This is a genomic window from Arsenophonus endosymbiont of Apis mellifera (assembly GCF_903968575.1).
GTDB classification, from domain to species: Bacteria; Pseudomonadota; Gammaproteobacteria; order Enterobacterales; family Enterobacteriaceae; genus Arsenophonus; species Arsenophonus apicola.
Genome location: NZ_CAJCFU010000079.1, coordinates 114,736 through 127,089, shown reverse-complemented (window position 1 = coordinate 127,089; position 12,354 = coordinate 114,736). Strand labels below are relative to the sequence as shown.

General features: G+C 28.7%; 12 protein-coding genes. 5 read left to right on the top strand and 7 right to left on the bottom strand.

The window, feature by feature from the left end; genetic code table 11:
- Positions 1 to 7 precede the first annotated feature (7 nt).
- From H1X92_RS14385 to H1X92_RS14375, 3 genes are all read left to right on the top strand, one after another.
- Positions 8 to 634, top strand: a complete 627-nt coding sequence (locus tag H1X92_RS14385; protein ID WP_180560791.1) for a DMSO/selenate family reductase complex B subunit — start codon at positions 8 to 10, stop codon at positions 632 to 634.
- A complete protein-coding gene (locus H1X92_RS14380) occupies positions 627 to 1,391 on the top strand; it encodes a dimethyl sulfoxide reductase anchor subunit family protein (protein ID WP_180560790.1) in 765 nt (254 codons plus the stop codon). Before H1X92_RS14385 ends, H1X92_RS14380 begins: the two co-directional genes overlap by 8 nt.
- A 121-nt stretch (positions 1,392 to 1,512) precedes the next feature.
- Positions 1,513 to 2,109: a TorD/DmsD family molecular chaperone gene (locus H1X92_RS14375; protein WP_180560789.1), complete on the top strand. Its 597-nt coding sequence runs from the start codon at positions 1,513 to 1,515 to the stop codon at positions 2,107 to 2,109.
- Between the two features lie 53 nt (positions 2,110 to 2,162).
- Here the strand turns inward: H1X92_RS14375 and H1X92_RS14370 are convergent, their stop codons facing one another.
- From H1X92_RS14370 to H1X92_RS14340, 7 genes are all read right to left on the bottom strand, one after another.
- Positions 2,163 to 2,708 (bottom strand): DUF924 family protein, encoded by a 546-nt coding sequence (locus tag H1X92_RS14370; RefSeq protein ID WP_180560788.1) that lies wholly within the window; start codon positions 2,706 to 2,708, stop codon positions 2,163 to 2,165.
- A gap of 440 nt (positions 2,709 to 3,148) precedes the next feature.
- Positions 3,149 to 3,463 (bottom strand): PsiF family protein, encoded by a 315-nt coding sequence (locus H1X92_RS14365; RefSeq protein ID WP_180560787.1) that lies wholly within the window; start codon positions 3,461 to 3,463, stop codon positions 3,149 to 3,151.
- 206 nt (positions 3,464 to 3,669) lie between these two features.
- Positions 3,670 to 4,500, bottom strand: a complete 831-nt coding sequence (locus H1X92_RS14360; protein ID WP_180560786.1) for a hypothetical protein — start codon at positions 4,498 to 4,500, stop codon at positions 3,670 to 3,672.
- A gap of 61 nt (positions 4,501 to 4,561) precedes the next feature.
- Entirely contained in the window at positions 4,562 to 5,137 is a 576-nt protein-coding gene (locus tag H1X92_RS14355; RefSeq protein ID WP_180560785.1) for a chorismate mutase, read from the bottom strand.
- Between the two features lie 84 nt (positions 5,138 to 5,221).
- Positions 5,222 to 5,959 carry a DJ-1/PfpI family protein gene (locus H1X92_RS14350; RefSeq protein ID WP_180560784.1) on the bottom strand — a complete coding sequence of 246 codons (738 nt, stop codon included), beginning with the start codon at positions 5,957 to 5,959 and terminating at the stop codon, positions 5,222 to 5,224.
- A 275-nt stretch (positions 5,960 to 6,234) separates the two neighbouring features.
- Positions 6,235 to 7,800, bottom strand: coding sequence for a trypsin-like serine peptidase (locus tag H1X92_RS14345; RefSeq protein WP_180560783.1), 1,566 nt, complete (start codon positions 7,798 to 7,800; stop codon positions 6,235 to 6,237).
- A 918-nt stretch (positions 7,801 to 8,718) separates the two neighbouring features.
- Positions 8,719 to 9,018, bottom strand: a complete 300-nt coding sequence (locus H1X92_RS14340; protein ID WP_180560782.1) for a phage holin family protein — start codon at positions 9,016 to 9,018, stop codon at positions 8,719 to 8,721.
- 435 nt (positions 9,019 to 9,453) lie between these two features.
- Between H1X92_RS14340 and H1X92_RS14335 the strand changes: the two genes are divergently transcribed.
- Positions 9,454 to 9,777, top strand: a complete 324-nt coding sequence (locus tag H1X92_RS14335) for a winged helix-turn-helix domain-containing protein (RefSeq protein ID WP_180560781.1) — start codon at positions 9,454 to 9,456, stop codon at positions 9,775 to 9,777.
- A gap of 1,626 nt (positions 9,778 to 11,403) precedes the next feature.
- Positions 11,404 to 12,201 (top strand): bifunctional hydroxymethylpyrimidine kinase/phosphomethylpyrimidine kinase, encoded by a 798-nt coding sequence (gene thiD, locus H1X92_RS14330; RefSeq protein ID WP_180560780.1) that lies wholly within the window; start codon positions 11,404 to 11,406, stop codon positions 12,199 to 12,201.
- Positions 12,202 to 12,354 lie beyond the last annotated feature (153 nt).

Below are 12,354 nucleotides of genomic sequence, written 5' to 3'. Positions count from 1 at the left end.
TTTATTTATGAAACAGTATGGTTTTTTCTTTGACTCGACTAAGTGCACGGGTTGTAAAACATGTCAGGTTAGTTGCAAGGATGAAAAAGATCTGACATTAGGCCCTAAATTTCGTCGGATTTATGAGTATGGCGGGGGNAATTGGCAACAACAAGATGGTATTTGGAAACAGAATATTTATAACTATTATTTATCAATTGCTTGCAATCATTGTGATTCACCAACTTGTGTTGCGGGTTGTCCAACAGGTGCGATGCATAAACGACCAGAAGATGGGTTAGTGGTAGTAAATCAAGATGTGTGTGTGGGGTGTCGTTATTGTGAACTTCGTTGCCCTTATGGTGCTCCTCAATTTGATGTTAGTAAAAAGTTGATGAGTAAATGTGATGGCTGTTACCAACGCGTTGCTAAAGGTATGAAGCCTGTGTGTGTTGATTCATGTCCCCAACGAGCGCTGGATTTTGATGAAATAACTTTATTACGTGAGCGACATGGCCACGAAAATGGCATTGCCCCGATGCCTGATCCTAGTTTGACTCGACCGAATATTGTGATCAAACCCCATAGAGATGCTAAACCATTTAATGATCAAAGTGGCAAATTACAAAATCTTCCGGAGGTTAAATATGCATGAACTCCCACTGGTTTTTTTTACGGTATTGGGTCAGTCAGCAGCAGGATTATTTTTTGTTGCCTATTTGAGTAATAAACTTAACCTAATTAATAACAATCAACACAATGTTGCTAATTTGCTTGCTATGGTAGTCATGTTTTTTGGATTAGCTATTGGTGGTTTACATGTTGGGCAACCAATACGTTTTTTTAATATGCTGTTGGGAATTGGTCGTTCGCCGATGAGCAATGAAGCTTTTTTTAGCGGTATTTTCATGGCATTGGCAGTTGGGACGGTAGTTTTTTCCTTTTTTGAAAAATTTACTAAATTGAAACAAATTTGTAATTTAGCTGGGGTTGTTGCTGGCTTAGTCTTTGTTTGGTCAATTCCACAAGTTTATTGTATTGATAGCGTAGCTAATTGGAACACACATTATACTGCATTACAAATGTGGATGACTTGCTTTATCGGTGGTGGAGCATTAGCGACTTTAATTGGAGCACATAAATTAGGGGCATTGTTTTTTATTATTGGCGCAATGGTTATTTTGGCTACTAAAGCCGAATATATTAGTTTACTTAACGCCAAAGCGATTGATCAAACTTGGTTTTGGGGAATACAGTTAGTTATACTTGGTTTATCGTTATTTGTGATGGCAGCGGTAGTATTGCAAGATAATGTACCGCGCACGACTTTAGTTGCATGTACCGTTATTATTTTTGTAGCTGAACTTTCCGGCCGTATCGCATTTTATAATTTATGGGAAATTACTATGTAAGATATGTTTTATTATTTACTCTGTAAAACTTTTTTACAGAGTGATTTGCTTTCAATATCAATTAATTAATTGATTATTTTACTAATAAATTACATATTATTTTGGCTTGGAAATACAATTTATGTTATTAAATACTTCAATTTTGCGTATTCTCGGGGCATGCTTTTATTATTCTCCAGATTCACCCGCAGTAAAATCATTAATTCCTGTAATGCCTTTTTTGGTTGAATTGTTTCCATGGCCAGATAGGCAGCAAATTAAACAATTAACAAAAGACATAGCAAAGCAAGATTTTGAATTATTATATTATGATTTTTCTATTTTATTTGAAGGGCAAGGTAATATGCCAGCACCGCCTTGGGGATCAGTTTATTTAGATCCCGAAAAAATTGTAATGGGAATTTCAACTCAAGCATATCAACACTTTCTATCTTTACATTCTATATCTCTAGAAAGTGATCAGAATGAACCAGCAGATCAATTTGGACTTATGTTATTGGCGGCAGTTTGTTTATTAGAAACAAATAAAAAAATTATAGCAATTGAATTAATAGAGCAGCATTTACTACCTTGGGCATATCGTTATTTATCTTTAATACAAATGACAAAGTTAGAACACATTTTTTATCAAAATATTGCGGTGATTTCAGAGACATATTTAAAAACAATTGAACAACAACTTAATTTAAAGGTTCCCACAAGACAATTGTTTTATTAATGTAGTCAATAGAGCATATGTTGAAAACATATACTCTACTTTTTATTTATAAACTAAAAACTTAAACCCGATTTTTTTAAAAATAATTTTTCTTCAGGCGTAGAAATTCTATTAAGAATTTTATTTCTATGTGGATAGCGGCCAAAATGATCAATAATTTCTTTATGCCGCATTTCAAATTCAAGTGTTATTTTATCATTTAATGCAGTAAAAAGAGGAACTGCTTGTTGATGAATAAAAGGTGATTCTGAATGCATGAATGGCATTAAAATGAATTTTCGTTGTGTTGTTGGTAAGTTCTTGTAATCTGGTTGTTTAATTGCCTCTTGAGCTAACATTAATGCCATATTGTCTTGTGAAAATGCTTTTACTGTATCACGCCAAATATTACGAGAAAACTGATCAAGCACGATAATTTCAGCTAATCTACCCTTTATTGAACAGCGCCAATGTGCAAGTTCACCACGGCTAGCTTTCTCAGTAGTGAGTTTAAATCTATCCCGAATGATAGCGTCAAATTGTGGCTTTTTTTCGAACCATTGTTTATTGGTAGATTCTTTAAACCAAAAATCAAAAACTTCTTGCCATTCATTATGCATTATATTTATCTCTTTAGGTTAGCAACTTTACCGCTGTAGACCATCTATAATTCTGAATAGGTAAAAATGAAATGAAGATGAAAATATAATATAGCTACTTTATAAGAAAAATTCTGTTAAATGAAGCAAATTATTATATAAAATTATTTGATATGTAATGATACTGTTATCTTATATTTTAGATTAGTATGGATAAAACGAATAAGGTTATTATTTTAAATTATATTGAATTTGGAAATGTTAATTTTTTAAAATATTAATTATTATTTTTTATATGTTAGTGATGTCAGTTTTTTATAAATAATAGACTATGTTATTTTTTTTATAAATATATAGTGGTATGATTTCAATTTAAATTATTTAATTAAAAAATCAAACACTCTACTTAAAATAAAAAATAAGGCTAATAAAAAGAAAATGGCCTTATTTGTATATTTAAATTAACCATGTAGGCATTTGCTCATAAATATTTTCCGTTCACCTTCTTTAAATTTTATTTTTCCAGCTTCGGCATTACACTTGATCATTTTCTCATTTTGAGAGTTACTTTTTTTAGACGGTTTACTGCTAAGACAAGATTGCATAAAGGATTTTCTTTTATGACCCTCTAATGATTTTTTCTTAGCTTGAATATTGCAATCCTTCATTTTAATTTGTTGAGATGACATGGTTTTTTTCGTCGTTTTTTCGGCAGCTAAAACCGGGTTTACAAGTAAAACGCCTATTAATGTAACAAAAAATATTTTCAATTTCATAATAAAACTCCGAATTTGCAAGATATCACTACAACAATAGCAGCAAATCATGATTTGTGGAGAAAATAGTTATTAAATAATTAGAATAATCTTTTCTATGAGGTACTTTCTGCTTTTTGTTAGGCTAAATTATCATGCTTCTTTGTTTGTATAAGCTGGAGTATTGGCAGATATAATAGTTATAGTAATGTAAGATTTAGCTACTTCTATATTTGACTGCTTGACTCTAACTTTTTAAATTCCTGTATTATCGATTCGGCTATATAGAGTGATTTGATTTCCGTTAGCACATCACATTTTCTAGCTAATTGTTCAACATGACTATTTTTATTTCTGGCTAAATAATTATTATAAAAAAGATTAACCTCTTTAAGTTGTATATACAAAGTATTATTTTTAGGATACTCACCAGCAAAAGATTTCTCACATAGGATTAGCGCACAGCGTGCATTTGCTATTGCAAATACTGTATCTTCTGGCAAATTTTTTGTTTTTAACTCATCGACAATGGAATAATATTCTGCATTATTCTTATCAGCGGGAGGTTCAACCTTTTCATAGGCTAATTGATGGGCAAAGTTATATAAACAACAATACCAGACATAATTTCTATTTTCTTCCGTTATTTTTTGTAATTGCTGCTCATCTGATGATAATAAACATAAATTAGAATTAAAAAATTTATTATTATTTTCAAGTATTTCTTGAGAAAGACCAAGACTTTCCCAATCAGTATCACCATATTTCATAGCAACCATACCAAATTTTACTTTTAGTATTTGTAATTCTTTTATAAAAGTGTGGTTAATATTTTTATATGATTTGATATGTTTATCATGTAAGCTTTCAATTTCATTAATTAACCCCATAATTTTACTGTTAAAATCTATTTTTTGTTTCAATGGTATATCGTTTGAATAAGTAATTATTTCATCAAATTCTAATAATTGATTATTAAAATTGTCAGTATTATATTCGTTATTGCTTAGTTTCTCAGATGAATATGCTGGCAAAACAGTTAATGGGGATATACGCATATTAATTTTCTCAAGAATATAAATTAAATAGAAAATTTTGCTAATGACTTTATTAGTTTTGCTAGTTAGAATTTTTATTTTTTAAAGATATTTGCTTCAGTGATGAACAGATTATTTTTTTATCAGCGTCTTTAAGATTATGTAGCTGGATTTTATTTATATATAAACAGATCTGATTTTTTATTTGGCCGTTTCTTTTTAATTCATTAGCAATTAATAGTAAGATGTCATCACTTAATTTACTAATTTTTAAACGAATGTCCTTCAAGTCATCATATTGATTTATAGTTTCTGGCATGGATAGCCAATCTGCCTTATAACGATACTGAATTGCTTTAGCTGCATTTATTTGGGATATCATAAAAGGCTCTATTGATTTTTTATCCAAGCCTAAAGTTTCTGCTTTATTAATAGAATTTAAAATAACTTTATTTTCTTGTGTATGATCTTCTACCGAAAGGTGTTTTTCAAATTTATACTTAGCAACATATTTCATATAAGAGAGACGTTGTTCAATCAGAACAGCGATTTTTTGGTATTGATGAGCCGTCGCTGTAAATGAAATGAAAAAAAGCGTAGATAAGGAGTACTTCAATATAACTGCACAGGGTTTATAGCGCTTAAGGTTATTAATCATAATGCATCCGGATGCTTATATTGTCAAAATAACCTAAATGTATCAATAAATTAAATAATATTCAACAATATTAGATACATTAATTTAATTCTTCATAAAGTCTTTTTTTCTTTCAATGGTACGCTTTAGTATTTCTAGATAATCGGGCGTTTCTGTTGCAAATGATGTTTTAATATTATCACACGCTATATTAATTATTTCCGGTTCAGCTGTTTCAGGATTTCCTGACTGAAAAGGGGGTTGTGGATCATATTGGGTAAGTAGTTGCATTACTTTGGCATCGGTTTCTGATTTTATCATTGATAATATATGTAGCCCAAAATCAATACCAGCGGTTACGCCTCCACCTGTAATTCTATTTCTATCAATGGTAATTCGTTCGTTTGAAACAGTAGCACCTAACTTAGCTAAAAACTCATTACAACTCCAGTGTGTTGAAGATTTATAGTTATCTAAAAGATTTACTGCGGCCAAAAACATAGAACCATTACATACACTAGTAATATACTTAGCATTCTGTCCAACCTTATGTATCCATTCTAACATTTTAATATCTTTAAGTGCGGGAAATGGATTATGTGAACCGGTAATGCATAATATATCGACAGCATCTAATTCATCAAAAGTTGTGGTAGGTGTAAGCGTTAGACAATTAATTTCTGTTGAGATAGGTTGTTTATTATGCCAAACATATTCTATAGTAAACCCTTGATTTTGCAATAGAGTGGCAGGCCCTATAATATCTAATGGTGTCATTCCAGGGAAAAGGACAAATGCAAAAATTAAATCTTTTTTCTCGCTAGTAATTTTTTCTTTATTCATCTTATGGCCTATTTAATTCCATTAAAAAGTTAAATGCTAAGTTACTATTATGATGTAGTTAACTTATTTTCTTACTATTAATCTTAAATAGTTTGTCTTATTAATAGCAAAAAAATATAACTGAATGATATTAATAATAGCTTTTTTTACCGATTGAAACTGATCGAATATCCAATGTTAAATATTATGGTTTATTATAGAAATAATTATTAGTAATACCTTTTTTATTAAAAAGAGTATTACTATTTATCTATTATTTTCGTAATATTATTAAATTATCCGTTTATTGTAATATCCAATAGAATATTTTTACATAAACGATCTGCAGAACCACTTTCATCACTGCCATGAAGCGCAATAATCCCCTTAAATGTTCCTTTACCAATTAAATGCAGATTATCCTCGGGGTAATAACAGATTCTTAAATATGATGGTCCTTTAAAGTCATAATTACATTTTACATTAATTCTGCTTGGTGAATAGATCAAAGGGTAAGGCTCACTTTCGGTTACTGATTTAATCCGATATGCCTGGAAAGTAACTAGCTCTTTTTCACCTTTTTCATTAATGACTTGTGTTTTTAAAATTGAGTAACCATCACTAATTTCACCAACATTTTCTGGTCCTTGCCCATGGCGTAGAGTATAAAATGATAAATTAGGATTGGTTTCGGTAAATGGGTGTAGAATAGTATTAGCTTGTTTGGCATCAAATATTAATGGCATGCAATCTGCATTGTTAACATCAAATGGTATTTCGAAGACATCGTAGTTATAGCTTAAGATGCGAGTAATGTAATTGTTGACAATTTCACCATCTCGTTCTATTCGAGCAACAAACCAGCTTTTAATAACAGTTTCTTGTGGATGTTGGTAAGGAATAAATCTCAGCGTTACTTCACCAATTAACGCAGGATCATTAAGATGGCTTACCTGGTGATTAGACATAATTGCCAAGACTTTATATTTTACTGGCATTGTTTTTCTGGTTGTAAGATCCAATCCAGCCATTTCGACAATAGAGTAGCCATCATGGTTTTCAACAAGAATGGTATCAAAAGGAATTAATTGTTCTTTATCACCTAATATCACTTTAATTTCAGCATTATCGACCGGTGTTGCTTCAATATTATGTGACACAATATTATCTTGTGCTTTGATATGAATATTACTATCAGAAATAAAATCTTTGAGCTTATCAATAAGGTATGGTGATGAAATGCCATGTTGGGTAAATAAAAGACGTCCCCATAAAATTCCTAATATATTGTGTGTTTCGCGACCAATTAGAGGAGCGCCTGAGGATCCTGGTTCCATATCTCCTAGAATGAATAAATCACCATACTCTGGCTGAGTGGTTATTGATGCAAAAGGATGCATAGAACTCACCAGCCGGGCACTGATTTGTAACGGTTTTGCTCCACCATGTTGCGGAATATAAATATTTTCGTGCTCGTCATTTATAGTTTCTTGAAGCTTTAGACCACCAAATAAAGTTTTAACGTGAGCATTTTGATAATCAAAATCCGTGATAGTAAATAAGGCATAATCCTCAACCCCACCAATTTCTTTGCCATAGGTTAATACCTTATCGACATCAAAATTGATAATATCAGTAATCGGTGATGAAAAATCGTTAGTAATATTGTGCCAGTTAACCCACATTTCGCTGGAATTTATTGCTTCTGGATCAATTTGGCTATTGGGGCCTAAAGCAACATGGCGATTTGTTAATACGTGATTAGCCGAACCTATAAATGAGCAACTTCCACCATAACCATTAAATGCAGCAAAATGGACAGCGCGAACTGGATTAAAAAAAGGTGTATTTTTATACCACATGTAAGGTTGCCGCCCATCATGACTATCTTCAACGATTTGCGTTAGATCTTGAGGAAGTGCTTCATAATAAGTAAGCTCTGCTATTTGATTTTCATTATAGTAATAATTTTTGGGTAAAATAACTTTGATATCGATACAATTAGTATAAAAAGTTACATCCAGCGTAGCCCCTTTATTTAGTGGAAATATACGTGTATGTTGTCTCTTACGATCAGTAATTTATATATATGAACCAGATGGCATATTGGCTAAACTAAACATCAATCGGATAAATTCAACATTAACTTCTTCAATAACAAAAGTTCTAATTAAGGAGCTTTGGTTGTCTTGCATAAAGTTATGATTGACATGTATTATTTTACTATTATCTGCATATTTTTTTATATTCATTTTTTCCTACTTATGTCTAATTTACTACTTGTTAATATGATCCAAAAAATGATTAAGGATCTTAATATTTGTTCAGAATAAAATGAAACTAATTTTACTTAATATTATTAAATATATAAAATTAAATTTTTTATATTATAAGTTTTATTTTTTTATTTTATCTTTTTTACTTATTAATTTTAATAAATGAATATAATAGATTGTATATTTTATGATTTATAATACATTATTAATATTAAGTAGGAATGATATTAACAACTACAATTTCTTTCCATTATTTAAATGCAATAGTTTAATAATTATTATCTTTAAAGCACATAATATAATAAAGTTAACATTGTATTTAAATAATATTATCTATTTAGTAAATAAGCTGTGAATATAATAATTTAGTTATCAGAATGATAGAGTTGATATCACTAAAAGTAGAATATTATTTCAAAACTACCCTTAGTGGTATTTATAGTAAAAGGAAAACATAGCTAGTAATAATTAAGTGTTTATAATTATGGTAGTTATAAAAGTAAATTATTTTTTATCAATCTTAAAATTGAAAACTTTTTGGTATAGTAATTTTAATCCTGTACCACCCATAGATCCGAGTAAACCTGCGACTACTAGTGCAATATAATCACTAGAGCCATATTCCATAGCTAATAAACCGCCAATAAATCCAGTAAAGCAAGATATAATCATTTCAAATATCATCGCTATCCATCGTCGTTTTGATTTCTTTTTTTCCGTATTTAGTATATATCTAGTAGCACCTCCCCATGCAGAAAACAAACCTATAAGACACCATAAAAGAACATCATTTTCTTTAGGCATATGGGTATAACCCCCAGATTCTAGATTTACTTTTTAAACAATTTCATTGAAACAAAAATAAGACAAATATTAAACTTTATTGTTACAATCATTATGATTACCATAATGCTATGCTCATTATTTTATTTTACAAATATACTATTTGGAAAGATATAATTGATTTTTTTTAATAAAAGAGATAAAGATGACTTTAAAATTTTCCATAATTAGTAATAATATTTAGATACTATTAGGAACTAAAATTCATTAAATGAAATAAAATTTATGTTAATTAAACCTGTTATTGCTGTAAAATGAATTTAGTTAATTTAGTCTTTAAAAAATTATTATCAAAATTTTGAACATTAGCTCAATAAAAAAGTATAGTTTTGTATTCTTTATTGATATAAGTATAACTATATTAGTTTATTTATATTTTATCAGGAGGAGGGAGCTATGAAGTCGTATATAGTTATCAATAGCGTTGGTAGGACGGTTGAAGTAGAAGATGAAGTTGTGAAATTAACCCCTAAAGAATTTCTTATGCTTGAAGTTATCCTCAATTTTTCTCATGGCAAGGATACGATGGATTTAGAACACCTTATTCAATATGTGTGGATGGATAGATATAGGAGTATTACAGCAAATAACGTTAGCCAATTGTTTTCTAGAGTACGAAAAAAACTTTACAATGTTAGTGGCTATCTTGATTTGAAAAGAATGCCCAACGGGATGATTTGTGCAATTATAAAAGATTGTACAGAAATATTATGGAATTAAAAGCCCCCTAAAAGATATCTTCTTATTAGTCATATCTACAATTATTTAAAAAAATTACAAATTAAATTATAATTTATCTCAAATTATTATCTAAAATTAAAATAGTAGAATTTTATAGTATATAATTCAAATCGCCTTATTACACCAGGGAAATCACGGTAGCTTAAATGTATCTAAGATTGATTATATTTTGTTTTTATTAAAAAACACAAACGTTAAATAAAGTATGAAAATTACATCATTATGTTAATTAAATGTTTTTTATTTATATATTCAATTTGGCAAAATAGTCTATTATTGCTTAAGTTTGAAATTTATTAACTATTTATAGTGTAAAAGGTTTTTAAAATATAAAATTAAACTAACAATGAATTAAATAAATTATCAAATAGCATTGTTAATTTATCAAATAATTTAACTAAGACGATAGAATTATTAATGCCAAATTCAACAGTAAAGTTATAATTATCGATTTATATGCTAATCAATATGTTTATAGTTTTCAGTTATATTTTTTAGATAGTGAAAGTAAGTGTTATATATTAATTTTTAAGTGGGGTATTTCGCGACAAAATGAATTGCTAAAGTTAAATATTTATTATGTTTGAAGTGTTTATGATACTAGATTATGTATAGCAAATGTTTTAAATATATTTCTCAATCGAAAATTAAATAAAGGGTAAATAATAAAAAATTTTACAATAAGATTAGTTGAATATTAAATCGTTGTTGTGACTTTGCATTTCAAACAAAGGGCATTAGTACTAACAACAAGATTGCTGCACCCATTTTTTCTGATTTTTTATAAAATAATTTTTAAATGAAACCATTTTTTCTTTTTAAAATTAAGCTTGATTGTGAAAACAATAGATTACTTAATCCTATATCAGGCTTTAATTAGCTATTTATTATTCAATTTTGATTTAATAAAATGTATATTAAATGCATATTTATATTCATTACATTAAATTTTTATATAATTAAATCATTTTATTTATAAATAGTTTTTGTTAATAAGTATTAGATATCCAATTTATTATCTATTGTTGTCTATATAAATTTTTTATTGAAATTGATGAAAATAAAAATTCTTACATAATTTATTATATTTAAAGATTGAAGGATAATATAATCTAATAAGAGTGTTAATTTTTTGTTTATAAAAATTGATTTTATAATCACATTATCAGTAAATGAAGTCGTTATTAATAACCATTTCATTATGAAATACTATTCTTATGTTAAAGCAAGATAATAACATGTGATACCGACTAGTTTTGTTTATTGTCAATGAATGTTATTGATAGATAAATTATTTAATTTTATAAAGCACAATGAGTTAACTTTTAATTTGAGGGACTTTTTTGATAAGTAATAATATTATGTTTAAGTTTTATAAAATTAGTTGTGTTTAGGTTATTTAATTAAAATATAAAATTAATAAAATATATATAATGAGAATGGTTTTTATTACATATTTAATGTTAAATAAAAAAAGAGCTAGAGTGGCGAGTAAAAGCAATAAATTCATTTGCTATGATATAAAAAAACTATTGGTTTCATCTAATAAGTCAAGTAAGGTTGCATAAATTATTCTGTTTACTATATAAAACATTAGGGAAATTTATGATTTATAATTCGTTATCAATTGCCGGAACAGATCCAACAGGCGGGGCAGGTATTAATGCTGATTTGAAAGTATTTTCAGCATTAGGAAATTATGGTGCAGCTGTGATAACAGCATTAGTCGCGCAAAATACTTGCTCAGTACAGTCAATTCATAATCTTCCTGGTGAAATTGTTGCTTCACAACTTGAATCAGTATTGACCGACGTTCATATTGATAGTGTGAAAATTGGTATGTTATCAAATACTACAAATATATGCATAGTAGCAGCCGCATTACAAAAATATTCATTATCTTTTACGGTGCTTGATACCGTTATGCTAGCAAAAAGTGGGGTACCATTATTAAATACTGATGCGATTGATATTCTTATCAATATGTTGTTACCTAAAGTGTCACTTATCACGCCGAATTTACCGGAGGCTGCAGTACTTCTTAATTGCACTGTGGCTAAAAGTGAACAGGAGATGGTATCTCAGGGAAGAAAACTTTTATCATTTGGTTGCCAAGCTGTACTTATGAAGGGTGGACATCTTAATAATAAAGAAAGTCCAGATTGGCTTGTTACCCATAGTGGTGAATGGCGATATTCATTACCTAAAGTAAAAACAAGACATACTCATGGTACCGGTTGTACATTATCTGCAGCGTTGGCGGCACTGCGCCCTTGTTTTAACAACTGGCATGATACAATTATTGCAGCAAAAAATTATGTGCAAAATTCTTTAATACATGCCAATAGATTAAATGTCGGAAAAGGTGCTGGGCCAGTGCACCATTTTTATACATGGTGGTAATTTTTTATCCAGTAAAATAATTGTTAGTGATACTATAATTTTTATAAATTGAATATTGATTTGATAATTTGTATTTATTTGTTATCTAGTGTATTTATAATAAAATCATTAATTAAAGTAATAATTATTATTGTTAATGGTATTTAATAATAA

Coding starts and splice junctions, on each gene's coding strand:
- H1X92_RS14380 (WP_180560790.1), top strand. CDS start 627: ATGCATGAACTCCCACTGGTTTTTTTTACGGTATTGGGTCAGTCAGCA.
- H1X92_RS14375 (WP_180560789.1), top strand. CDS start 1,513: ATGTTATTAAATACTTCAATTTTGCGTATTCTCGGGGCATGCTTTTAT.
- H1X92_RS14370 (WP_180560788.1), bottom strand. CDS start 2,708: ATGCATAATGAATGGCAAGAAGTTTTTGATTTTTGGTTTAAAGAATCT.
- H1X92_RS14365 (WP_180560787.1), bottom strand. CDS start 3,463: ATGAAATTGAAAATATTTTTTGTTACATTAATAGGCGTTTTACTTGTA.
- H1X92_RS14360 (WP_180560786.1), bottom strand. CDS start 4,500: ATGCGTATATCCCCATTAACTGTTTTGCCAGCATATTCATCTGAGAAA.
- H1X92_RS14355 (WP_180560785.1), bottom strand. CDS start 5,137: ATGATTAATAACCTTAAGCGCTATAAACCCTGTGCAGTTATATTGAAG.
- H1X92_RS14350 (WP_180560784.1), bottom strand. CDS start 5,959: ATGAATAAAGAAAAAATTACTAGCGAGAAAAAAGATTTAATTTTTGCA.
- H1X92_RS14345 (WP_180560783.1), bottom strand. CDS start 7,800: ATGTGGTATAAAAATACACCTTTTTTTAATCCAGTTCGCGCTGTCCAT.
- H1X92_RS14340 (WP_180560782.1), bottom strand. CDS start 9,018: ATGCCTAAAGAAAATGATGTTCTTTTATGGTGTCTTATAGGTTTGTTT.
- H1X92_RS14335 (WP_180560781.1), top strand. CDS start 9,454: ATGAAGTCGTATATAGTTATCAATAGCGTTGGTAGGACGGTTGAAGTA.
- thiD (WP_180560780.1), top strand. CDS start 11,404: ATGATTTATAATTCGTTATCAATTGCCGGAACAGATCCAACAGGCGGG.